This is a genomic window from Priestia sp. LL-8, assembly GCF_036227845.1.
Taxonomy (GTDB): Bacteria; Bacillota; Bacilli; order Bacillales; family Bacillaceae_H; genus Priestia; species Priestia zanthoxyli.
Genome location: NZ_JAZAQH010000001.1, coordinates 3,033,707 through 3,056,649 on the forward strand (window position 1 = coordinate 3,033,707; position 22,943 = coordinate 3,056,649).

At 37.1% G+C, this 22,943-nt stretch carries 30 protein-coding genes; 13 read left to right on the forward strand and 17 right to left on the reverse strand.

Translation table 11 applies throughout. The features are described 5' to 3' along the window. The first annotated feature begins 53 nt into the window (after positions 1-53). The gene (locus U9R83_RS15395; RefSeq protein ID WP_223260182.1) at positions 54-518 is read left to right on the forward strand and encodes a DUF4306 domain-containing protein; all 465 of its coding nucleotides are present in this window, start codon (positions 54-56) and stop codon (positions 516-518) included. Positions 519-572: 54 nt separating this feature from the next. On the opposite strand, the gene U9R83_RS15400 is transcribed toward U9R83_RS15395, so the two are convergent. Then, a complete protein-coding gene (locus U9R83_RS15400; RefSeq protein ID WP_014459401.1) occupies positions 573-1,676 on the reverse strand; it encodes a citrate synthase/methylcitrate synthase in 1,104 nt (367 codons plus the stop codon). Positions 1,677-2,085: 409 nt separating this feature from the next. On the opposite strand from U9R83_RS15400, the gene U9R83_RS15405 reads away from it, so the two are divergent. Beyond that, positions 2,086-3,000 (forward strand): LysR family transcriptional regulator, encoded by a 915-nt coding sequence (locus tag U9R83_RS15405; protein WP_014459399.1) that lies wholly within the window; start codon positions 2,086-2,088, stop codon positions 2,998-3,000. A gap of 239 nt (positions 3,001-3,239) precedes the next feature. On the opposite strand, the gene U9R83_RS15410 is transcribed toward U9R83_RS15405, so the two are convergent. The 3 genes from U9R83_RS15410 to U9R83_RS15420 all read right to left on the reverse strand — a co-directional run bounded on the left by U9R83_RS15410 (position 3,240) and on the right by U9R83_RS15420 (position 5,332). Continuing rightward, positions 3,240-4,064, reverse strand: a complete 825-nt coding sequence (locus tag U9R83_RS15410; RefSeq protein WP_014459398.1) for an STAS domain-containing protein — start codon at positions 4,062-4,064, stop codon at positions 3,240-3,242. Further along, on the reverse strand, positions 4,051-4,716 hold the full coding sequence (locus U9R83_RS15415; protein ID WP_014459397.1) for a cobalamin B12-binding domain-containing protein: 666 nt from the start codon (positions 4,714-4,716) through the stop codon (positions 4,051-4,053). Before U9R83_RS15415 ends, U9R83_RS15410 begins: the two co-directional genes overlap by 14 nt. Positions 4,717-5,068: 352 nt before the next feature. Then, a complete protein-coding gene (locus U9R83_RS15420) occupies positions 5,069-5,332 on the reverse strand; it encodes a hypothetical protein (protein ID WP_014459396.1) in 264 nt (87 codons plus the stop codon). A 152-nt stretch (positions 5,333-5,484) separates the two neighbouring features. Between U9R83_RS15420 and U9R83_RS15425 the strand changes: the two genes are divergently transcribed. Continuing rightward, the gene (locus tag U9R83_RS15425; RefSeq protein ID WP_014459395.1) at positions 5,485-6,267 is read left to right on the forward strand and encodes an STAS domain-containing protein; all 783 of its coding nucleotides are present in this window, start codon (positions 5,485-5,487) and stop codon (positions 6,265-6,267) included. A gap of 245 nt (positions 6,268-6,512) precedes the next feature. Continuing rightward, positions 6,513-7,346, forward strand: coding sequence for an STAS domain-containing protein (locus tag U9R83_RS15430; protein WP_014459394.1), 834 nt, complete (start codon positions 6,513-6,515; stop codon positions 7,344-7,346). A 36-nt stretch (positions 7,347-7,382) separates the two neighbouring features. Here the strand turns inward: U9R83_RS15430 and U9R83_RS15435 are convergent, their stop codons facing one another. The 3 genes from U9R83_RS15435 to U9R83_RS15445 form a co-directional block, all read right to left on the reverse strand. Continuing rightward, the gene (locus U9R83_RS15435) at positions 7,383-7,865 is read right to left on the reverse strand and encodes a hypothetical protein (RefSeq protein ID WP_115654293.1); all 483 of its coding nucleotides are present in this window, start codon (positions 7,863-7,865) and stop codon (positions 7,383-7,385) included. Positions 7,866-8,003: 138 nt separating this feature from the next. Beyond that, the gene (locus U9R83_RS15440) at positions 8,004-8,480 is read right to left on the reverse strand and encodes a hypothetical protein (protein WP_115654294.1); all 477 of its coding nucleotides are present in this window, start codon (positions 8,478-8,480) and stop codon (positions 8,004-8,006) included. A 141-nt stretch (positions 8,481-8,621) separates the two neighbouring features. Beyond that, the gene (locus U9R83_RS15445; RefSeq protein ID WP_014459391.1) at positions 8,622-9,386 is read right to left on the reverse strand and encodes a GNAT family N-acetyltransferase; all 765 of its coding nucleotides are present in this window, start codon (positions 9,384-9,386) and stop codon (positions 8,622-8,624) included. Between the two features lie 197 nt (positions 9,387-9,583). On the opposite strand from U9R83_RS15445, the gene U9R83_RS15450 reads away from it, so the two are divergent. Then, positions 9,584-9,847: a GlsB/YeaQ/YmgE family stress response membrane protein gene (locus tag U9R83_RS15450; protein WP_013083841.1), complete on the forward strand. Its 264-nt coding sequence runs from the start codon at positions 9,584-9,586 to the stop codon at positions 9,845-9,847. A gap of 158 nt (positions 9,848-10,005) precedes the next feature. Beyond that, entirely contained in the window at positions 10,006-10,191 is a 186-nt protein-coding gene (locus U9R83_RS15455) for an aspartyl-phosphate phosphatase Spo0E family protein (RefSeq protein WP_014459390.1), read from the forward strand. Between the two features lie 43 nt (positions 10,192-10,234). Here U9R83_RS15455 and U9R83_RS15460 read toward each other — a convergent pair whose 3' ends face one another. Then, positions 10,235-11,050, reverse strand: coding sequence for an STAS domain-containing protein (locus U9R83_RS15460; RefSeq protein WP_014459389.1), 816 nt, complete (start codon positions 11,048-11,050; stop codon positions 10,235-10,237). 350 nt (positions 11,051-11,400) lie between these two features. Here U9R83_RS15460 and U9R83_RS15465 point away from each other — a divergent pair, with 350 nt between their 5' ends. Beyond that, positions 11,401-11,670: a GlsB/YeaQ/YmgE family stress response membrane protein gene (locus U9R83_RS15465; RefSeq protein ID WP_013083843.1), complete on the forward strand. Its 270-nt coding sequence runs from the start codon at positions 11,401-11,403 to the stop codon at positions 11,668-11,670. Positions 11,671-11,949: 279 nt separating this feature from the next. Here the strand turns inward: U9R83_RS15465 and U9R83_RS15470 are convergent, their stop codons facing one another. The 4 genes from U9R83_RS15470 to U9R83_RS15485 form a co-directional block, all read right to left on the reverse strand. Beyond that, positions 11,950-12,366 carry a hypothetical protein gene (locus U9R83_RS15470; RefSeq protein WP_014459388.1) on the reverse strand — a complete coding sequence of 139 codons (417 nt, stop codon included), beginning with the start codon at positions 12,364-12,366 and terminating at the stop codon, positions 11,950-11,952. 161 nt (positions 12,367-12,527) lie between these two features. Further along, positions 12,528-12,692 (reverse strand): hypothetical protein, encoded by a 165-nt coding sequence (locus tag U9R83_RS15475; protein WP_014459387.1) that lies wholly within the window; start codon positions 12,690-12,692, stop codon positions 12,528-12,530. Positions 12,693-12,704: 12 nt separating this feature from the next. Further along, positions 12,705-13,286, reverse strand: a complete 582-nt coding sequence (gene clpP, locus U9R83_RS15480) for an ATP-dependent Clp endopeptidase proteolytic subunit ClpP (protein WP_182421064.1) — start codon at positions 13,284-13,286, stop codon at positions 12,705-12,707. 427 nt (positions 13,287-13,713) lie between these two features. Then, positions 13,714-14,136 (reverse strand): MerR family transcriptional regulator, encoded by a 423-nt coding sequence (locus tag U9R83_RS15485; RefSeq protein WP_328575326.1) that lies wholly within the window; start codon positions 14,134-14,136, stop codon positions 13,714-13,716. A gap of 204 nt (positions 14,137-14,340) precedes the next feature. Here U9R83_RS15485 and U9R83_RS15490 point away from each other — a divergent pair, with 204 nt between their 5' ends. Next, positions 14,341-14,784: an HIT family protein gene (locus U9R83_RS15490; RefSeq protein WP_140451398.1), complete on the forward strand. Its 444-nt coding sequence runs from the start codon at positions 14,341-14,343 to the stop codon at positions 14,782-14,784. A gap of 31 nt (positions 14,785-14,815) precedes the next feature. Here U9R83_RS15490 and aspA read toward each other — a convergent pair whose 3' ends face one another. Beyond that, a complete protein-coding gene (aspA, locus tag U9R83_RS15495) occupies positions 14,816-16,246 on the reverse strand; it encodes an aspartate ammonia-lyase (RefSeq protein ID WP_014459383.1) in 1,431 nt (476 codons plus the stop codon). Positions 16,247-16,266: 20 nt separating this feature from the next. Beyond that, the gene (locus tag U9R83_RS15500; protein ID WP_047750529.1) at positions 16,267-17,250 is read right to left on the reverse strand and encodes an asparaginase; all 984 of its coding nucleotides are present in this window, start codon (positions 17,248-17,250) and stop codon (positions 16,267-16,269) included. Between the two features lie 267 nt (positions 17,251-17,517). Here U9R83_RS15500 and U9R83_RS15505 point away from each other — a divergent pair, with 267 nt between their 5' ends. Then, positions 17,518-17,874, forward strand: coding sequence for a helix-turn-helix domain-containing protein (locus U9R83_RS15505; RefSeq protein WP_014459381.1), 357 nt, complete (start codon positions 17,518-17,520; stop codon positions 17,872-17,874). Between the two features lie 23 nt (positions 17,875-17,897). Here the strand turns inward: U9R83_RS15505 and U9R83_RS15510 are convergent, their stop codons facing one another. From U9R83_RS15510 to U9R83_RS15520, 3 genes are all read right to left on the reverse strand, one after another. Next, positions 17,898-18,290, reverse strand: a complete 393-nt coding sequence (locus U9R83_RS15510) for a hypothetical protein (protein ID WP_221781250.1) — start codon at positions 18,288-18,290, stop codon at positions 17,898-17,900. A gap of 130 nt (positions 18,291-18,420) precedes the next feature. Beyond that, a complete protein-coding gene (locus U9R83_RS15515; RefSeq protein ID WP_013057775.1) occupies positions 18,421-18,591 on the reverse strand; it encodes a hypothetical protein in 171 nt (56 codons plus the stop codon). Positions 18,592-18,877: 286 nt separating this feature from the next. Next, positions 18,878-20,368, reverse strand: coding sequence for an MFS transporter (locus U9R83_RS15520; RefSeq protein WP_243549497.1), 1,491 nt, complete (start codon positions 20,366-20,368; stop codon positions 18,878-18,880). A gap of 296 nt (positions 20,369-20,664) precedes the next feature. On the opposite strand from U9R83_RS15520, the gene U9R83_RS15525 reads away from it, so the two are divergent. The 4 genes from U9R83_RS15525 (at position 20,665) to U9R83_RS15540 (ending at position 22,639) form a co-directional block, all read left to right on the forward strand. After that, complete coding sequence (locus U9R83_RS15525) at positions 20,665-20,979, forward strand: ArsR/SmtB family transcription factor (RefSeq protein WP_013083854.1); 315 nt, start codon at positions 20,665-20,667, stop codon at positions 20,977-20,979. A gap of 70 nt (positions 20,980-21,049) precedes the next feature. Continuing rightward, complete coding sequence (locus U9R83_RS15530) at positions 21,050-21,478, forward strand: DMT family transporter (protein WP_243549499.1); 429 nt, start codon at positions 21,050-21,052, stop codon at positions 21,476-21,478. Positions 21,479-21,490: 12 nt separating this feature from the next. Then, on the forward strand, positions 21,491-21,943 hold the full coding sequence (locus U9R83_RS15535) for a DMT family transporter (protein ID WP_013057779.1): 453 nt from the start codon (positions 21,491-21,493) through the stop codon (positions 21,941-21,943). A 240-nt stretch (positions 21,944-22,183) separates the two neighbouring features. After that, a complete protein-coding gene (locus U9R83_RS15540; RefSeq protein ID WP_243549501.1) occupies positions 22,184-22,639 on the forward strand; it encodes a hypothetical protein in 456 nt (151 codons plus the stop codon). Positions 22,640-22,943: the final 304 nt, after the last annotated feature.

Sequence of the window (22,943 nt, forward strand, 5' to 3'; positions counted from 1 at the left end):
AATTTTCGGACTTGTATTAACAAAAGATGGTTATTGAGAGGAGCTTTCTATACGTGTCAATAAAATGCATGACGCAGCTATTTGCAAGTTGTTTTGTTTTTTTACTTTCCTCAGTCGCTACTTGGTATAACGGCTCTTCGATGCTTGAAGGACCTTTATCAGCTAGTTTGACCGGAGGGCTAACAAAGTCCTCGGCGGTTCATCACTATTCTCACATCGATTATTTGTTATATACAATTAAATTCCACCCTCAGTTTCCAATTATGATGATGGTGAGCGGAATTTATTTGATTGTATTACTATCTATTATTGGCTTCAAAAAGCGGTATGGATTGATTAGCTCCTGCTGTTTATGTATCACAGCTCTCTTATGCTACAGCAGCTATAAACTTTCACATACCCCTACCGAAGGTGAGCACGCCATGATTACCTCTAGCTTAGCTGCAGCAAGTTTATGCTTAGCAGTCGGATTATTCTATTTATTAAAGCGATTTTATTCTCAAAAAGAATATATTTAACCATATGAAAAAACGTCGGATCTACCGACGTTTTTTAGGTGAAACCGAGTTTATTTATTGATTTTGTTCAACTGGCGTATAACCTATATACGCAGACTGCGGTCGGTAAATACGATTATTTTCTGACTGCTCTACGACATGAGCTGTCCAGCCAACTACACGGCTTGCTGTGAAGGTTGGGGTGAATAGTTCAGACGGAAGCTCAACCGCTTTCATAACTGCTGCAGCGAAATATTCTACATTGGTATAAATGCCTCTACCCGGCTTGTATTCATTGAGTAACTCAATGGTTTTATCTTCAATTTTAACAATTAAATCAAATAGCCCATTGTCTCCTGAAATTTGTTTCGATACTTCTTTTAATGCTTCTGCTCTTGGGTCATGTGTGCGATAAACGCGATGACCAAATCCCATGATTTTCTCTTTATTATCTAATTTTTTACGAACCCAAGGCTCAATATTCTCTTCACTCCCAATTTCATCAAACATGGTAATAACACCAGAAGGAGCTCCTCCATGAAGCGGACCTTTCATCGCGCCAATTGCTCCGCATATAGCTGAAACCATGTCAGATTCGGTAGATGAAATAACGCGTGATGAGAAGGTTGAGGCGTTCATCCCATGCTCAATTGTCAAAACAAAATATGCGTTCAGCGCAGTAACCAAACTTTGATCTGGAATTTCTCCGTTAATCATGTATAAATAGTTTGCTACATGATCCAAATGCTCGTTAGGCTCTACTACTTCTAAATCATTCATTTTACGATACCAATAGGCAATAATGGTAGGTGTTACAGCTGTAATCGCAAGCGCCTGCTCTTTTGTCGGAGGCCAGCTGTATGAAGGGTCTCCTAATGCTGAGATACATGTGCGAAGCGCGCTCATCACTTCTGTATCTTTTGGCAAACAGTCCATTAACGCAACAATATTAGCCGGAAGCGTACGATGAGTCACCATTTTTTGTTTAAATGCTTTTAAATCATCATGATTTGGCAGCGTGCCGTTCCAAATTAAATAAGAAACTTCTTCAAAAGAATAATTGATCGCCAAATCTTTTGCCCAATATCCGCGATAAATCAGCTGACCTTTCTCTCCATCAACATGCCCTACTTTTGTTTCAGCTGCAACGATTCCTTCTAGTCCTTTAACGTATGTCATCTCAACCACTCCCCCAATTATTTTTAACAAACCAGCCCTTTTTTCTATGTACGGCTCGTTTGCAGAATGAATAGACTCACCTTAGTGGTGCACTATACCATTTTATTCCTCTTTCTTAATTGTCAGAACAGTATACAAAATGAACATTTCAACACGTGTTATTTCTGCGCTCGCGGCTTTGTTTTACGGGAGAAAAAAATATTTTTCTAGGATTTTCTTCGAGGGTGCTTTTTTGTTAACGCTTACAAACATGCGGATTTCTAACGTATTTAGAGGAATTTGATGTGCTATATTTAGATGAATCACTATTCACTTCCTTATGTAAGAGTTTACATTTATTTGAATCATAAGTAAAATAGATAAATAGAATAAATAGTATGAAAACTAAGAATACTAGTGAGGAGAATTTATGGATATTCGAGAACTGCAACATTTCATGGAAGTAGTCAATCAAAAAAGTTTCACGAAAGCAGCAGCTGCAATTCACTTGTCTCAGCCAGCATTAAGTAAAATTGTAAAGAAACTAGAAGAAGAACTCGGCGTAGATCTTTTTGATCGCTCTACTCGAAAGCTGACGTTAACCGATGCAGGACAGATTGTGTATGGGCAAAGCCAAAAGCTGGTATCCACTCTTCACGAGCTGCATGCTCTGTTAGATGATTTACGGAATCTGCCTACAGGAGATATTAAAGTAGGAATTCCTCCTTTAGTAGGGACTGTTGTTTTCCCGATGATTGCAAAAAACTTTACAGCAAAACATCCTCAGGTGAAATTAGAGCTTGTGGAGCTTGGCGCAAAGCGAATTGTCGAACTTGTAGAAAACGAACAAGTAGACCTTGGCATTATCGTGTTGCCTATTCAAAACCCTCTTTTTCACATCTATCCGTTTATTGAAGAAGAGTTTAATTTATACATTCATCATGAGCATCCGCTGGCAGCTAAATCAATTGTTGCTTTGAGCGAGCTTAGAGAAGAGCCGTTTGTCCTGTTCAGCAAAGATTTCTCTCTTCATGATCGCATTATTCATGAGTGCATTCAAGCGGGCTTTCATCCAAAAATAGCGTACGAAAGTTCTCAATGGGATTTGATTATTGAACTAGTTGCTTCTGAATTAGGTATTGCTATTTTACCAAAGTCCGTGTTTCCAAAAATCAATAACCCTTTTATTAAAAGTATTCCAATTGCCGCACCTACTCCAATGTGGGAGCTCGGCATCATTTTGAAAAAAGATCGCTATATGTCATATGCTACACGAGAACTTTTGTCCTTTCTCGTCGACCAAGATATCATTTTACCGTCTCATACGATGTCAGCAAACTCTTAACAAAAAAGCCTCTTCTTTCATTAGGAAGAGGTTTTTAGTCATCTTTGCTATCTTCTTCAATCTTTTTTGTCATCCGATTGACTAAAAAAAAGCATCCCCCTAGCAGAACTAGCAGCGCAATCCATTCTTCTATGATCATCTTACCCCTCCGAATATGATTTAATAAATGTTTAATTGTAACAAAAGAAGTGTATACAGAAAGAGGAGAAGAAAGTTATTCTTTCTTCTCCTCCACTCTTTTAACTCACATTTTTATTCACGGCAATAATTTCACTCAGGTTATTCATATAAATAATTTGATCACCAAAGGTTCTATTTTTCAAAGCAGCCGTATGGTGCGGCTTCATGCCAATAATATAGCATGTGATACCCATGAGATAGAAGGACTGCATAAAGCCTGCAAAAGCTTGAATTCCTTCGGTCGTTAATATATCTAGGCCTCCAAAGTCAAATAGAAGCGTGGTGTAATTTCCTTCATGCGCAAAGTTTTGCAAAATGGACGTATTTTCAGCTACAAGAGCTGTATCTAAGTCTCCAAAAAGAGGTATAAGTCCTACTTTAGAGGATAACTTAATAAAAGAAGCGGACAATTGCTTAATTTTTTGTAATGATTTTTCAAGACGTTCTTTTTGTTCAAGCAGTTCAAAATCTGTATCTGCTAATCGTTTCCGATGGTCTTGAACAAGATTCGTTAGCTCTTGTATACGTTCATCTTGGCGAATACAAACTAAATGACCTATATCGCTATCCCATTGAATCAAGCATTCAAAAAGTGAATACGGCGAATCATTGGTTTGCATCACAAGCTCTACTTTCTGAATAGCCTGGCCTCGGCTTTGGACAAGCGTTTGCTCATCATGAGGTTCGTCTACAGACAATTCTCGAGAATCTTTTTGGCGCAAGCTTAAAAACTTTCTCGCCTTTTCTTGACTAAATACGTCTACAAGATCTAAAAAATTAGCTGAAGGCTTAAATAAATGACCTGATTGTTGTGACCATTCCAAAATATTAAATTCAGTATCCACTAAAAAGTAAGGAATTGGAACATATTCAAGCATCGACATTAACTTCCACTCCTTTGTGATAACTGATTAACCAGTTATTTAGTTGGTGAAGATCCGGAATTAGGCGTGTATGCTCAGAACAGTAAGAACGGAAATCAATTTGAGAAACTAAGCGCCCTCCTACCATTACTGTTGGTCTCGGTTCTAATTTGTCCAAAGTTTTGGTATATTCAGCAAGCCTCTCAATATGATAAGGGATGCTGACAGATAATCCTACCATGTGCGGCTTCCATTCTATAGCCATTTTCTCAGCGTATTCCAGAGGTAGATTGGCTCCTAAAAAGCGAGTATTCCAACCATGTTCCTCAAACAATAAAGCCACCATCTTTAAACCAATGAAGTGCTGTTCTTGTTCCAAGCATAGAAGCAGTGCCCTTGGAGCGGTGTCTGAAGCGTGTCCCTGAATTTTTTTATAAAAGCGATAGCGAGTTAGCACATAATCACACGTCGTAGTTGCAACATGCTCATCAGCTACAGAAATGATATTTTCTTCCCACATATCTCCAGTTACTCGCATTGCGGTTGTAATTAAATTTTCATAAATATCTAGGCTGTTCTTTCCTTGTTGGATTTCTTCTAGCACAATTTCCCAAGCGCTGTCTTGATCACCAGCTAATAAATAGCCTACAAATTTTTCTACTTGAGATTTCATTGTTTCACCTCAGTAAACGTAAAGCTTTTAAGAAACTTGGATAAAAGCTTCTCGTCTTTCTTTTTCAAGATGGCCTAAAATGTATACCACTTCTAGACTAACACATGTTGCTAATAGCAACAACCTAAAAATAGAATAATAACTTTTTATTTTACTACACTCAGTAAAACATGACTAGTATTTCTTTAAATATTCTCCTTTCCCTTTTATTTACGAAAAACACCTCGGCATTTTTTACCGAGGTGTTTTTCCAGTTGTCATCATTTCGGCTCAAAGAATGTAAGTTCGTCTCGTTCTCTTTTAAGCATTTCTACTTATCTTCCACTTTCAATAGACTTTCAAACATATGTATTTATGACTCTTCTGCTCCGACCATAATACTGATAAGATAGAGCGCTGTCATAACTGAGCCGATTGTATTCCATATCAAATGAATATATTGGCTGGTCGCCATAAACAAGTATACGCTTAGCGATAGCAGCACCGTTCCGAACAAGAAAGACCATTTAAATAATGGCAGTGGCCGGTTAAACTTTAGATGCAAACAAAAAATAAGAATGAAGCCTACTAGCGCCATCACAAAGAAACTAACGTTAAATAAATTGATAGTTATCACATTTGTTCACACTCCCTTTGCCCCTGAAACTATTATAACATATTTTTCCTTATCTTTATTCTTTATCTAGAAGCAAACGCGTCGAAAATTGTTTTTTAAACGTGTTTATGTCACAATATTTTTATAAAAATTCCAAGGAATGAGGGAATGCATTGACTATACCTGAAGCTCAAGATTCAAAATGGTCCATTTTAAATAAGGCCCTTCATAGCTCACAAACTGGCATTATCGTGACGGATCCTTCTTTACCTGATAATCCAATTATTTACCTTAACCAAGGGTTTTCCCTTATGACCGGCTATAAGGAAGAAGAAGTATTAGGGGAAAATTGCCGTTTTCTACAAGGTCCTCTTACAAACCCGCACCACGTTGATGAAATTCGCAGCGCTATCAGCCGCAATCAGTCAGTCTCTGTTACGCTTGTGAATTACCGAAAAGACGGCTCATTCTTTCATAATCAGCTAACGATTGACCCAACATATATAGAAGAAGAAGATAAATATTACTTTATCGGTGTTCAAAAAGACGTAACCATAGAAATTACAGCCCAAGAACAGCTTCAGCAAGCTTTGGAAGAAGTTGAAAGGCTATCTACCCCTATCGTGCCAATAGAGGAAGGAATCTCTGTTCTTCCATTAATCGGAACGTTAAACGAACGGCGTATAGAAATGCTATTTAATAGCTTCACCTCGCGTAACACAACCAGCAAAGATCGTTATTTAATCCTAGACGTATCAGGGTTAGCGCAATTTAATGATTCATTCGGTCGTGATATTCTTAATATTTACAATTGGCTGAAGCTCATGGGAACTCAGCTTGTTTTAACAGGAATTTCTCCTAACATGGCCATACATATGAGCACTATAGAAGATGATATGTCCTTCATTTTAGTCTATCAAAGCATTAAAGATGCCTTACCGAAGCTAAAGCTATAAGTCCAAAAGTGGTTCTTTATGAAAAAGAGTTAAAATGCATGAATATGTCAGTTAAAAAATGTTTATTTTTTAATAAATTGGGTTTGAGAGTATACAGTTAGGGAAAACAAGGCGTATAGGAAAATAAATGCGCTTCATAATGGATTTATTTATAAGCATCCTCACTCTAGGTCAGGGGATGCTTTTATGCTTTTATGCCTTTATTTATAAATCAATCAGACTATACATATATAAGGAGAGTCTTCATGCATAAAAATCAGGACTTATATCATTTTTTCAAAGAACATTCTCTTCAATTAACTGAAGACTGGTACAATCAGGTCGACGATGAAAATGAGTTTTCTGTCTATTCGAGTAAAAATCCAGCAATTGTGAAAGAACTGAAGCAGCAAAATCAAGATTATTTTCAGCACTTATTTGACGTATTTATAAAAGATGAGGAGTATTTTTTTTCGGATTTTCAGCAGTGGTCAATAGAACTAGCGCGTGATCCAAAGCATTTAAGTACGCCTCTTCACTTTATCGTTCGAGAATATTTTAATTCACAAAAAATTGCCATTAATTACTTAAAGAAGTTTATCTCTTTGCATTCGGATGAGATAAGCGTAGATAAGATATTTATGTGGTATGACATTATTGTTAAAGCGTTTGATCTATCTATTTATATCTTTATTCAAGAATATCATAAGAATACGCAAGAACAGCTGAACGCTCAGAAAGAGTTAATTAATGAATTAAGTTCTCCTGTTATCATGCTTCAAAACAAAGTTGCACTTCTGCCTCTTGTAGGGGATATTGGAACGGTCAAAAGTCAGTTTATTTTAGAAAACACGCTTCAGCAATGCTCAGAAAAAGGCGTTGAACATTTATGTATTGACCTGCTCGGTGTAGCTACGATTGACACGATGATGGCACAAGAGATTTTTAATTTGGTAAAAGCTCTTCGTTTAATCGGGGTGCAAACAATTTTATCTGGAATTCGACCGGAAATTTCTCAAACTGCAATTCGTTTAGGGCTTTCATTTGAACATGTCAAGACTACTTCTTCTCTTGCACAGGCGCTTAATTCTATTAGTTAAACATATGGCTCTCTATTACAGTATAGAGAGCCATATCTATGGTGTTTCAAATTTCACTGGGGTATAGTAGACACGCCCGATTAACTTTTTCCCGTTGTTATCTTTCCAATCTGCTACGAGTATATACCGATCACTGTCACTGTTAGAGGCAGAATCTACTATAATAGCAGATGTTTTTTTTATGTCCTTTTTTTCTATTATGTTTTCATAAATAGACTGATTGCGAATTTGTTTGTAATAAAGCGCATTAGGTTTTTTACCATCTATTTTAATGGACACTTGACCACCTTGAGAGACGGGAATACTATCTTTCATAACAATTTGTCTAAAATTTTTCCGTTCGCCAAAATCAGCTTCACATTCGGTCCAGCAAAAAAATAAAGGCTTGATGATGGCTTCTTTGCCTTCGGCTATTATTTTTATAGCGGGTGGATAAGGATCTTCAAGCGTTTCAGCTGTAGGAACCTGACATGCGGCTAATGAAAATAAACTAAATAGGATAACCACCACTTTTTTCATACTATGTCCTCCCTTTTTTGTGAACGTGGTGCACGTAAGTGAGTGGGTGCATAGTATACTCTTTCGCCTGCAACCAAAAGATTCCTTTTAGAATCAATAAAAAAACAGCTGCCTATTTGTTTAGACAGCTGTTTTGTTCTATTTACTTAGCATACTTATTTCTTTTTTCATATCTTTTTCTACATATTCCATTAAATCAGATACGTAGGTTTGAAGCGGTTTTGTTGCGTCTTTGTGATCATTCATCGTTAATTCATAAATGCTATCAATATTATCAATCATCAGTTCCATATCATCGATGACGCCCGTATGCTTATACATCGTTTTCATCGTAGGATCAAGGGAAGCTAATTCATTATATTCATAGTTTATCGTATTTGAAATATCATCGAGTTCATTGATAAATTGCTTTTTGGTTTTTTTTTCGGTCATAAGCTGATTATACTCTTTAAAAGCAGTTTGAAGGTTTTTCTGAGAGGCAGTCAATACTTTCAGCTGTTCTCGTCCTAAATAATAATCATAAATACTAGTAACAGTAAAATATCCCCCAAATGTGAGCGCGATTCCAACAACCAAACCTATCCAAAACGTGCTCGTTTTAAAAAAATGTTTCATAATGACTCCTTTTATCTGTGTTCTATGTACAACACTAGCTCATGCTGCTGCTTTGTCCTAGGATACACCAAAAACGAAATGGAAGCTACACTTTTTTAAAATTTTGTCGAATTTTGTCTCTTTTTTGTGAACTGCAGCACATTATGTTCCATTCCTATTTCTCCATCTGTATACATCAAATTCGTTAACTGCTGTAAAACCAAGTTTCTCATAAGCTGGCTTTCCTGCACTTGTAGCATGCAAAATACACGTATCCGCCTGTTTTTTTGCTTCAGTAAGAACTTCCTTTAAATATGCGGTGGCCAGGCCTTTTCTCCTCATATGTCTAGCTGTAGTGATACAATACAAACCCGCTGTACCGTCACAAAAAAAGAGAGACCCAGCCACAGCTGGCCGGTTGTGATAAAGACCTAGAAATAAGTGATATTGGTCAGTGTGCTGCATAAGCTCCCCAAACCTTTCAAGAAAGTCAGCTTGATATTCTTTTGGTTTTTGATAGCCGTCTATGTATACAGTTATCCATTCTTTCAATTCAGCTTCTGTGTGAACTCGCTTACATCGAAACCCTTCTATTCCTGTATGTATGTATTCTTTTTCTTGAATGTGCTGAATCATTCCGATCCACTTTTCATAAGGAACAAATCCATTTTTATGAAGAACTGGACCAAGGTTATCATATGAAGATGGACCAACAATCCATAGAGGTTCCTCCCCTTTCCGAGAGCATATCCCTAACGCAGGCTCAATATGACGGGTTCCTGCATATATGCCGCGATTGTAAGGAGATGCAGAAATCCATTTAATTTCCGACGTATCCACCTTCACAGATTTCTTCGTATGCTGAAAATACATCCAGTGCTGAATTAAGTGCTGTTCTACTACGTCGCTTTGATTTTTTATTTTCACTTCATGTCTCCTTTCTCTTCTAAACTATGTTCCTTTTTCTATTATATACTAGTTAGTCTATTTTCTATGATTGTATCGCAGTTCTAAAATCCTTTTACAAGTTTTTTTATTTTTTTTGCTATTCTATGAATAGTTTTCTTTTAAGTGGGGTACTAACCTATATAAGCAATACATCATTAAAAAGGAGGATGATATTTATGTCATTTTTATGGGCACTTATTGTAGGTGGTATTATTGGGTGGCTTGCCGGATTAATTACGGGAAGAGACGTTCCAGGAGGTATTATTGGTAACATTATTGCCGGTTTTATCGGTTCTTGGTTAGGTTCAGCTATCTTTGGAAGCTTCGGACCAGTTGTAGGTGGATTTGCTATTATTCCTGCTATTATCGGATCAATCATTTTAGTGTTAATCGTAAGTTTCATTATGAGAAAAATGCGTGGTAGTCATAAACATGCCTAATAAATTATTATATTAGAAAAAGAACCTCTGTTGAAAAAGAGGTTCTTTTTTTATATAAAAAATTCTTAAAATTTACTATTTTTAATTTCATAATATTGAAAAATAAACCTATTAATGTTAATTTAACCATAATCACTATAGAAAAAAGAGGAATTAACATGCTGCTTTCAACCCACTCAAAAGACAAATCCATGTACCAAATACTAATAGAAGAAATCGAACAGACAAGAACGTTAATGATTCAAACAGCTGTCCGTGAAGGAATGACAAGTCCTAACACACTTCAAATTAGTCAATCATTAGATGCTTTATTAAATAAGCTTCAAATTTTCTTCTACCAATAAAAGCCCATGAGTATGTAACCATATCATGGGCTTTTGTGTTATATTAGTCCGCTTGATTAACGTATTCCACTGCTTGGTGAAGGCTACTGAAAGTCGTAATGTCAGCCACGTCTAACCCTAAGTTCACCATCGTCTGAGCAATTTCAGCGCGAATCCCGCTTAAAACCACTTGAATCCCTAATAATCTTAAAGCGCCGATTACTTTAAAAATTTGGTCCGCTACCATTGTATCAATAATTGGCACCGCGTATAAATCAATAATCAGCCAATTTAGCTTGTAGTCGCTGCCGTGCTGAAGGGCATTTTCCATTAGAATTTGAGCGCGATTTGTATCTAAATCGCCAACAAGAGGAATCACGCCAATTTCTTTCGTAATGCGTACCACAGGAATTGAAAGTTCATCAATTGCATAGCGAGCAGATTGGATTTTGTTTGCAAAGTCGGTCATATATGATTTACTAACCCAGTGTACGGCCTTATCTACTACTAAGTTGAAACGAGAAATAACTTGATAGAAGGCATCAAACGTAAACGTTTCAGCTTTTGCTTCTTCTTTAATAATTTCCCCGATAATATTTCGGTAATAGCTGATTTCTTCTAATGCTACATCCAACGGAAGCTGAAGGACAACGAGTAAATTCGCTACTTCTCTTCCCCATTCCTCAAGCACTTCAAAGTTTTTCGTATCATTTGTGGAGACAGAATCAGCATATATTTGAATTAAATGAACGCGCCACGGTTCTAACTGTTGTTGAATATCTTTTTCTTCATATTGTTTTTGTTTTGAGAACTCTTCTTTTTTTTCTAGAATTAAATTCGTAATGTGTTTAAGTTTTTCATCTAATAATAATGATTCCATATTGTTCTCCCGTTAAGAATTAGTTTACTTAAAATGATATCATAAATACCGTTAAAAAAAGTAAAACTAGGAGAAAAAGCTTTAAAAAGTAAACCGGATGTCCCTTTTTGCGAATAGAATGAGCTAAATTGAATCTAAAACGTACATAAGCTGAACTTCTCTCCTTTATTTTATCGTTACTTTCACGGTGAATTCTCATACATAACTCTTCAATTTAATGTTCGGCTATCTTAGCATATATGATAAATAGATGAAAAAATGTAAAAGGGTTTGCAGCAAGCATGTCGCATGACAAAATGTGTTTTAGGAAAGACTGAAAAGGAATTCCCTATAAAAAGGAGGTTAGGTATATGTCATTTATTTGGACGCTTATTGTTGGAGGACTTATCGGCTGGCTTGCTGGTGTGTTAACAGGACGAGATGTTCCAGGTGGAATTATCGGAAACATCATCGCTGGGTTCATTGGAGCATGGTTAGGCTCTCTAATTTTTGGAGATTTCGGTCCAGAAATCGGCGGATTCGCAATTGTTCCTGCTATTATTGGTGCTGTTATTTTAGTCTTAATTGTGAGTTTTGTTTTACGCAAAATGCGCGGAAATAATAATCATCGACATGCCTGAATAAAAAAGAGAAATCAGCGTCTTGATTTCTCTTTTTTACTTATTTCTTGTAGCAAAATGTTTTAACAATGACGTACCTGTAAGTGTAATTCTTTATTGCTACATTTAAAAATTGCTGCTTGTCACCTCTCACATTTAATGCTTCTACACCTTCATATCAAGCGCGTTAATAATGAGCAGCTTTGTGCCTTCAAGATCCTCAAGCATATCGGTGAAGATAGCTTCAATATGAACGGGTGCAGTTTTAGCTTTTATTGGACATTGTTTTATAGCTGCTTTCTATTTCGGCTCTACTAATTCAATAAATGATCTTGCTTGTTTGCCCTTTAACTGTGCGTAGTGTGTATCTGTAGCTAATTCAACGGTTTCGTTTCCAACGTTTACCCACATCCGATAAGATTGTACCTTTATATCCTTTTTTGTTTCTACCGGTTCAAAGTGAAGAATGTAGTTAGGTTTTCGAATCATTTCAGCTTTTTCTTCTCTCCATGATACATCTTTTAACCACTGCTGCACTTTCTGCACTTGACTTTGGTCTTTCATTTTAACTGCATGGCCATATTGATTATCGGCTATGTATTTTTCGATTACGAGCTTTTGTTCAACAGTACCGCTTGAAGCACTGCTTTGCTGACATCCTGTTATCACCCAACAAATAGCAATGAGAACAACTAATCCAGACCACACTTTTTTCATTTACATCTACCTTTCTTTTTGTAATTGAAATGAGATGTTCTTGCTGAATGATGCTACCAGCTGCTCGTTTTTAAATCTCTTTTTGCATTCTCTTTTCTTCATATAAATCCCTGCTTCATTTACCTAAAAAAACTGAATCCCCGAAAGGATCCAGTTTTTCGTTACGATTCGACATCTTCTATGACATGAACAGCGCGAATAGCAGCGTTTACTTTTGTATGTTGAATGCGCTCTTTTGCTTCCTGTATAGTCATTGCTTCTACTTCTTGATAAAAAATCACGTTTCCCCATTCATATTCTACTGAATAACGATTTGACTTTTCCATACGGTATCCTCCTTATTGATGAACTAAAATTTGGTCAATCAAGCCATATTTTTTTGCTTCATCCGCTGTAAAGAATGTATCTCGATCAGTGTCTTTTTTAATCGTTGAAAGCGATTGTCCCGTTCGTTCAGCCAGCAGTTCATCCAGGTGGTCTTTTAACCGCAAAATACGCTTTGCTCGAATTTCAATTTCAGCTGCTTGTCCTTTTGCTCCACCTAGCGGCTGATGAATCATTACTTCACTATTAGGAAGAGCAAAGCGTTTCCCTTTTTTTCCTCCCGCTAGTAGAACCGAACCCATGGATGCCGCTAGCCCTATACACAATGTGCTTACATCTGCACGTATAAGCTGCATCGTATCAAAAATAGCCATGCCCGCTGTAATGGATCCTCCCGGTGAATTAATATAAATGCTAATATCTTTTTCTGGGTTTTCTGCATCTAAAAATAAAAGCTGAGCGATAATGCTAGTAGCTACTTCATCCGTAACTTCACCTGTGAGCATAATCACTCGGTCGAGTAACAGCCTTGAATAAATATCATAAGCACGCTCTCCTTTGCTTGTTTGTTCCACTACATATGGAATTAAGTTCATGTGACCGCCTCTTTCCCCTGAATTAGCACGAGCAAATTTTTTCACTTTTGCACTGATTTCATGATTTAAAAATGAATCCCCTATCAAATCTTCATCCGTAAATTTAATCATTAGAGAATGCCTTTCTTGCCGCATATGCAAGCTTTCATCGCGATAAGTCACAGCAACTGCAATCTCTGCCTGTGGATATAAAACGGTCTCTTCCGTGTAGAGCTCTATTAATAGAGGTTCATCGTCAATATGCTTTACTTCAATTTGCCCTTGTTTGTTTTCCCGGTATCCATTTAAGTTTGTCATTTTAAACAGACCTTCGGGCAGCTGAATATCAAATGTGATGTTTGTTACTTGTACTTGGAGATGTTCAAATGTAATACAAAGGTGATTCATTCCTTCTTCTTTTTCCATCACTGATTTTGCCAAGGCCAATTTAATCATGCGATGAATGATCCTTTAAAATTTGAGTAACGGACTCAATTACTTTTTGCCGTACGTCCGCTGATAAATTTCGATTCATAGCTACAAACACATCTTCATTGACTTTATGCATCTCTTGGTTTTGAATTTGTTTGCTTTGATAAAGAGGAAGCTGCGCACCGATGTTTTTTACTTCTTCATCACTCATTGAACGCAGCGTTTCTTGAATGGAAGCTAATGACTCCCCTGCTTTTGATAATGTTAAAACGGCTCGAAAGTAGTGAACATGCTGATCTGTATAGACGCGTTTATTCCCCACTAGCACTAGCGGAGGAACGATTTCTATTTGCGTGTAATACCGTACCGTACGCAGGTTCAAGTCCGCACCTTCACTATTTAATAACTCCGTAATTTGCTTGCCTGTATACGTGTTCAAACAACCCCTCCTTATTAGTTACAGTTAACTGTTACAATGTCATTATACTGTAAAGATCTTGTTTTTACAATTAAAACCATGGTAAATTTTAGATAAAAGAACGAAATATATAAAAAGAACGAAACAAAGAGCCCAGGTCATATATCCGGGCTCTCTTCACTAACCGAAAAAACAACTGTGTATACTTAAAAAAGGAGAGAACATATGATGGGGAATCCAAGTGTAGATTGCTTAGGATGTCGATTAGCAAATAACCAGGAGAAATCGCATGTGATATTTGAAGATTCGCTTGTGACGTGCCTATTAGACCACAAGCCGTTTAACGAAGGACATCTTTTAATTCTTCCTAAAGCACATATAGTGGAAATCGACGAATTCGATACTGAACACATACTCGCCGTAATGAATGCAGCGAAGCTAATGACAAAAGCAGTGAAGACACTCTTTGTTCCAAATGGAATTACTCTCTCTCAAAACGGGGGAATGTTTAACGAGCTAACTCATTTTCACATGCACATCGTTCCACGCTACCAAGAGGAGTGTTTCGGAGATTTTTATACGCAAATTCCCGAATCGGCTGAAAAAGATGACGCCTTGGCTGCAACAGCGCAGAAAATGCGCCGCGTCATTCAGCAAATGTCTTTATAAAAAAACGGCTTCCTTATGGAAGCCGCTCTATTTACTGACGATCAAACAATGAACTTCCTGCAATACCAGGGTTCGTCATTTCAAATGGGTTTAAAATGAGATCTAATTCCTCTTCTGTTAGCACATCGTATTGAAGGCAAAGCTCACGAATTGGTTTTCCTGTTAAAATCGCTTCACGCGCAATACGCGATACGACTTCATAGCCTAAGTGAGGGTTAACAGCTGTAATAATTCCTACGCTTTTTTCTACATATTCTTTCATGCGCGTTTCGTTTGCTTCAATTCCTGCTAAACAGTGATCTGTAAAGCTTCTGAAACCGTTGTTCATGATGCTGATTGATTGAAGCAAGTTAAATACAAGCACAGGTTCCATGACGTTAAGCTCCATCTGACCTGCTTCTGAAGCAAGAGAGATCGTTTGGTCATTTCCCATTACTTGGAACGCAATTTGGTTGATTAATTCAGCCATAACCGGGTTTACTTTTCCTGGCATGATTGAAGAACCAGGCTGACGAGCAGGAAGGCTAATTTCTCCTAGGCCTGCACGAGGTCCAGAGGCCATTAAACGCAGGTCATTTGCAATTTTAGACATATTTGTCATACAGATTTTAAGCGCTGCAGATACTTCTGTATAAGCATCTGTATTTTGAGTAGCGTCCACTAAATGCTCTGCATGCACAAGCGGCAGACCGCTGATATCGGCTAAGTGTTTGACTACATTTTCAATATAGCGAGGATCTGCATTTAAGCCTGTTCCAACAGCTGTCGCCCCCATATTTACTTCATGCAAGTGGTCACGCGTTGCGCTGATACGCTTAATGTCGCGCGCTAGCACGCGGCTGTATGCTTCAAACTCTTGACCAAGACGAACGGGTACAGCATCTTGAAGATGCGTACGGCCCATTTTAATTACATGATCAAATTCTTGCGCTTTTCGTTTAAACACATCATGCATATCGTTCATTGTAACAAGAAGTTTATTTAATAAGTTGAGCGTTGAAATATGAATAGCCGTTGGAAATACATCATTTGTTGACTGAGACATATTCACATGGCTGTTAGGACTTAATTTACCGTATTCGCCTTTATTGTCTCCCATAATTTCAAGGGCACGGTTTGCAATAACTTCATTAGCATTCATATTCATTGACGTTCCTGCTCCGCCTTGGATAGGGTCCACAATAAAGTATTCATGCCACTGACCTGCTAAGATTTCATCAGCTGCTTGCACAATCGCATTTCCAATACCTTCATACAAGCGCTTTGTATCCATATTTGCAAGCGCTGCCGCTTTTTTTACAATAGCAAGCGCTTTAATCATTTCTTCATGTACTTTATAACCCGTAATCGGGAAATTTTCTACGGCACGTGCGGTTTGTACACCGTAGTATACGTCTGCTGGGATTTGTTTTTCTCCTAGAAAATCAGCTTCTGTACGATATCCTGCTGTTTCTTGTTTCATAGCTGTACCTGCTTTCTTTTTTAATTAATATCTTCTGCAATTGACGTTTCCATCATCTTTTTCACTTGGTGAGGATCTTTGGTTTGTCCGAGTACCCACATTAATTTAGGAACAATGGCTTCTGTGTTCATATTTTTTGAGCGAACGACGCTGTCATGATTAATCATTCGGCCTACTTCGTAAATGCCCATGTCTTCTCCTTCTTCAAGACACTGAGTCGTAATGACAACGGATACACCGTGGTGTGTTAACTCAACAAGCTTGGCTAAAATATTGCGAACTTGAAATGGAATACCTCCACTTCCATAGCTTTCAACAACAACGCCTTGATATACATCCTTTAATCCGTCGAAAAATTCGGGTTTAATTCCCGGAAACAGTTTAACAACTGCTACATCCGTACAAAGAGATGTATTAACCGTTAATTCTTCTTTACTAGAATGAATAGGTTTTGTATATTCCACCGCATTATCATGGATAGACGCAACATATGGATAGTTAATGCTTTCAAATGCATCGTAGCTTTTTGTACGAAGTTTAATAGCTCTTGTTCCTTGAATCACACGGCCGTCAAAGACCACATAGACTCCGCCTGTATCTTCACATGCAAAGCGAATTGCATCTGCAATATTGCGCTTCGCGTCCGTTTTACTAAATGAAATAGGAATTTGAGATCCTGTAATCGCAATTGGCTTTTTAGAATGCTGAAGCATGTAAGAAAGAGCTGCCGATGTGTAAGCCATTGTATCTGTTCCGTGAGTAATAACAAAACCATCGTATTCATTATAATGCTCTTCAATCGCTTTTGCCATCTCTATCCAACATTCAGGCTGCATATTTGTACTATCAAGGTTCATAAGAGATTTGCTGTCAATTTGACAATGTTCATTTAAATCAGGTATGTAGCTTAATAATTGATCTGGCTCCATTCCAGGAACAAGTCCATTTTCACCTTCAAGTGAAGCGACCGTTCCGCCAGTTGATAACAATAATAGTTTTTTCAAAACCGACATCCCCTTTGCTTAATTTCTGTAAAAAGACCTGACAATCTATCAAATAAATTATATTCATTTCGCGTACTTCACCTGTAATTATAGTAACCCAAATTCAATAAATCAAGAGAAAAATTATTCGTTTCGCGTACACTTTTCTCTGCAGCAATGATATAATGAATAAAAATGTAAATTAGCTCACGGTTTGATTGTAGAGATCTGCGCGTGAGCTGAATGCCTCGGTTTTTTACATACTATACATATAAAGGAGCGTCACGAATGTTAAGCAGATTAGCTCAACTCAGGAAAGAAAAAAAATGGTCTCTTCAATATACAGCCGACCAGCTTGAAATTGCTAAAAGCACCTACGCAGGATATGAATCTGGCTATCGTCGTCCTTCTCTTGAAGCGCTTGTTACAATCGCGGAACTATTTAATACATCAACAGACTATTTACTTGGTAAAGAAAAGGAACCCCGTTCTCCTTCAGATGCCCCCATCGAATTAACATCGCCTCAAACTCATAGAATTACGGTCGACGGTGCGGAACTGTCTCAAGAAGAAATTCAGCAGCTGACGGCTTTTATTCGTGCTAAAAGGCAAATTGAAAAAGAAACGACACTTTCTTCAAATTAAAGAAGATTAGAAGCAGGGTGCTTCTAATCTTCTAGCTGCTGTTTTAAATAGGCTACTACTTCTTTTTTAATTTCTTCCTCCGTTTCTTCCATCAGCTCTCCGGTTATCTTGCTGCCTGGGAGCCTCCTCGAAGAACGAATACCCAAAAACGTGCGTACACAATGCCAGATAGGAATAAAAAGAACATCTAAAAACTCATCTTTTTCCAAAATACCTACTTGAATAGTCGCATGATAACCAGGTTGAAAAGGATTTTCCCCTTCACGGATCACACTTATAGAAAGCCGCAAGCCTTTCTTTTCAAAAGCTTGTTTATATTGTTCATATATGGATATGAGAAGTTCTTGTATAGAGCTTTCAACTGTATGTATATGTTTTTCTAACTGCGGCGTAAACTGTTTTGCTGTGTATTCCATCTATCTCCCTCTTCCTACGGTTCCCTTTATGTTTGTGGCTTTCATTTTATTGTATCATAAGAAAACCGCCCGTCTGTCTAGCAGAAAACCCCGCTTTTCTATAAAAAAGCGGGGTTCGATGTATAATAGCTTACATTGCTTTATCTTGCTTAGAAGATGATTTTAATTTTTTATTTTTAGTTGGATCTGGCTCATTAGAAGACATGATAATATTTCCTTCGCCGTTGCACACTTTGCACTTTATAAATCCAAATTTCTTACCAGCTCCTTGGCATTGTGGACAAACATATCGAATTGGCATAAACTGTACCTTCCTTTTTTCTAATTTATACCTGCGCCTTGAAAGCGCCTGTGGCTAGTTTATAGTTTCATTATAAATTGTACAATCCACCCTATCAAGACGTGCCAAATTGCACATCTTTAGTGGTAATAAATCCTTTCTTTCTAAAATTCACCTAAAAAATGAGTCGATAGACAGGAGAATTTCTTTTCTTATCAAAAGGCAATACGTCAGAGGAAGTTTCTTATTGGATATAATTAGCGAATATTTACGCTGAAAATTTTACACTTTTTCGTGAAGTTCGAGGTTAAACAACCGTTTTATCTCGAATTTCTTTTGGAATGGTCACGTCTTTCCAAAGCTGTTCGTATTTATAACCCGTTAAACTTTCACAAACCGCTTTTGCTTCAGGAGCAACGTCCTTCGCCTGACCTCCTTGTTTTCTTCTTTGAATTTCAGCTAACAAAATTTTGTGATTTTTCGGGCTTATTTTAAACCATATGGTTGCTGTAATGCCAAGTAAAATCAAAATAGCAGGTACAATCATGAATAGCTTTTGTAAACCGGCTAGTGTAGACGCTGACTGCTCGGCGTTTGGCACATAGCCAATATTCTTTAATGCAACGCCTACGAGAAAGATAGCAAGCGCTTGAGACGATTTTCGAATAAATGACATCAGCCCTGCATACACGCCTTCTCTTCTTTTTGTCGTAATCATCTCATCTACATCTGATACAAACGGCAGTACATTCCATGGAATCATAATCGCTCCCGAGTGACCGCTTCCTAAGAAAAACGCCGCTAAGTAAATAAGAATTAAAGAACTATCCGTGGTTAGAAAACTGAATAAAATAATGCCTGTTCCCCAGATAATCATACTGAAGTTATAGGTTAATTTATTACCTAACTTAATAGCTATGTACGTAACAAGAGGAATAAATAGCACTTGTGTAATTTGCACAAAGCTCAAGGTATCTGCATAGATAGCTTCGCGCAGCATGTAATAAGCAATAAAATAAAAGAAAAGAGCATTAAATACATCCATGGCAATGTAAGATGCTAAATACATGGCAAGATACACGTTAAACGACTTGTTTTTAAAGGCACTTCCAAAACTGATAAAAAGCTGCTTAAATTCTAACCAAAATCCGTTTTTCTTTTTTCGCTCCACTATTTCTCCGCTATCCCATGTTCCTTTATAGACAAAGATCCATGGAAGAGCAAAAAGAAGACCAAAGATAATTCCCATGATTAAATATCCTTGTCCACCTGGAAATGCATCGATGATTCGTTTTGGGAAGAAAGCGCCTAAAAATGAAGCGCCTTGTGAAAAGACCATGCGTATTCCCGTCATTTTCGAACGAATACTATAATCTGTAGTCATTTCTGCTGCTAGCGTGTTGTAAGGGACCATCACCATACCAAACGCCGTGTTAAACAAAAGATAGGCTAAGATAAAATAGGTGTATTTGAACATATGCGAGCCTTCAATAGGAATCCACAGCATACTGAACGTGATGGCAACTGGAATGATTCCAAAGAGAAAAAAGACTCTTCTTCGTCCTTTTTTTGTCTGAAGATGATCAGATATGTACCCAATGGTTGGATCTAACAAAGCATCCCACACTTTTCCAAGGGCTACAATCGTTCCTGCTTCTACAGGAGAAAGCCCGACTATATCCGTTAAAAACACCATAAATAATGTGCCGATAATAAAAAAGGATCCTCCCCCAAACAAATCTCCAAATCCATACGCTACCATATTACGAAAGCGCACTTGTTTTGTTTTCCCTTGCATATGCAGCCCTCCCCCCTTAAGTAAATGAACTAGCTTCTTTTGTTATTCACTTTTTTCTATTTTACTAAACTATCTCTTGAAAAATAAGGAATATGTCATCTGTTCTACTCACAAAAATAAGTTGCTTTCTACTTATATAAATAGAAAAGCAGCTGGATAAAACGTTTTTTTTATACGGTATTATAAGTTGACTTTTTGTTCACAGCTGTTATAATTCAACCCATTGCTAGTTATTTAGCTATAAAATGCAAACTTGAACATTTGACATCTGAGCTGTGACGAATAAAATAATAAGTATGAAACCTATTGATATCTTTAAAGCATTATCTAATGAAACTCGATTAAATATATTAGAGTGGTTAAAAGAACCTGAAAAGCATTTTAAAGACAAACAAGCACATTTGCCTAAGGAGGTCAGCAGCAGAGGCGGTGTTTGCGTGGGAGATATTCAAGAAAAAGCTCAGCTGTCTCAGTCAACAGTATCCAGCTATCTTTCCATGATGCAAAAAGCAGGTTTGTTAGAGTCAATTCGGCACGGTCAGTGGACATACTATCGCCGAAATGAAGAAACGCTTCAAGAGCTTTCTTCATTCTTACGAAAAAAACTTTAACGAGTTTTTTTCACTTATTATATCTATTTTTCTAGATATACAAATATAAAGAAATGTTGGAGTGATAAACGTGAAGTTTTTGGTTTATTTGGTTGCGGTTCTAGGCGGCGCTGCCTTAAGTATGGAAGGCGCTATTGCCGGAGAACTTGGAAAAACAGTTGGAAAGCTTGAAAGCAGTTATTATATTTTTATCATGGGAACACTCATTTTAGGCCTGACAACTTTGTTTGCTGGAAAGGGTGACTTACCTTACGTCTTAAAAGCGCCTAAGTGGAATTTAACCGGGGGATTATTAGGTACGGTTTATTTAACGATTCTAGTGATTAGTATCCCCTTTATCGGCATTGGTATTTCAATGGTGGCTGTTATTGTGGGCCAAATGATTACAAGTATGATTATTGAGCATTTTGGTTGTCTTGGCAGCAGCAAAATTAAAATCAACAAAGAACGCGTAATGGCTATTGTATGTATGGGAATTGCGCTTGTACTTATTTTCTAGGAGGATTTTACGATGAGTTTATTAATGGTGATACTTACGTTAATAGGAGGATTAACGCTAAGCGCTCAGTCTTCTATTAACGGTACACTAAGTAAAAAAACAGGTACGTTTGAAACAGCTTTTTTAACCTTTGCGACAGGTGCCATGATCTTAACAATTGTCGTTGTTTTCTTTGGTCAAGGAAACATTCTTTCTGTTTTTGATGTCCCGAAATGGCAGCTTACTTGTGCGTTATTCGGAGCATCTTATTTATTTCTAACCGTGTTAGCAGTTCCTAAAATTGGCGTAACAGCAGCTAACATCTCAACTGTTATCGGTCAGTTATTTGCAAGTATGATTATCGACCATTTTGGCTGGTTTGGAAGTAAGGAAGTACCGTTTGATTTATCTCGCTGGATTGGTGTAGCATTTATGCTGTTAGCTCTTTATTTTATCTTTAAAGGCAATAAGAAAACAGCAGCATAAGATGATTATGAAAATAGCCAAGTGTCTATATATAAAGACGTACTTGGCTATTTTTTTGTCCATAAACGCGTTCGAATTTTCAATCAATTATTTAGAACATATTTTATTTAAACTAAATTGATTTTTAATAAGGTAAATTCCACAAAAAAATTGTGCATACCTTCTTCCCTTTGTTCAAAAGATAATGATGCAGATCTAGAAAATCAGCTACATAAACGAACAGGTAAGGTGGGTTTTTTCGTGGGAAAATTTTTATTTTTAGCAGCCTTTGTCTTTTTTTGTTTTACGCTTTCCATTTCCGCAGAAGAAAATATACCAGAAGAAAATATAGAATCACACGTAAGTCAGCCTGTTGTAAAAGACTTTATTTATCAATCTCTTGAACCTTGGGTACATCGAGATATTACTTCTCATTATGAAAAGGTTTACGGTAAACAGCATAAAAAAGTAAAAGTTCGTCCGATTAAAAAAGAGGATATTGGGATACAAATGGGTGAAATCCAGCCTGGTAAAGGCGGTAAATTCACTCATATTGTGCGGGTGAAAATCTTAAACTTAAAAGTAAAGCCTCAGGGAGAAGATGAATTTTTTGCAACAGATACGCTCATTTATAAAGTGAACATCAACGAACTTTCTGCTGAAAATGATGTAGAAAACGTCGTAAAACTACTTGAGTATAAGCATCAGGAAAGATAAAGACCTAAGTAGCTAATTTTCACCCCTTTTGAAGGTAGTGATTTCCCTATTCAAAAGGGGCTTTATTATGGAGTATGTTTTTTCTTCACGTATTTAGGGAATACAACTACCACTTATCCCCTAATTTTTTCATATTGCTAGTGCATAAGGTACGAACTTGATAACTTTTTGTCGGTTTTTATCTATTTCTGTAGGGTTTCCTGTAGGATGAAAAAGAAAGTAAAGCGCTTTAATTACTGTGACAGAAAGGTTGAGGATAGCTGTCCTGCATAACTGGAAATCAATAGGTATTAAGAACTGCATG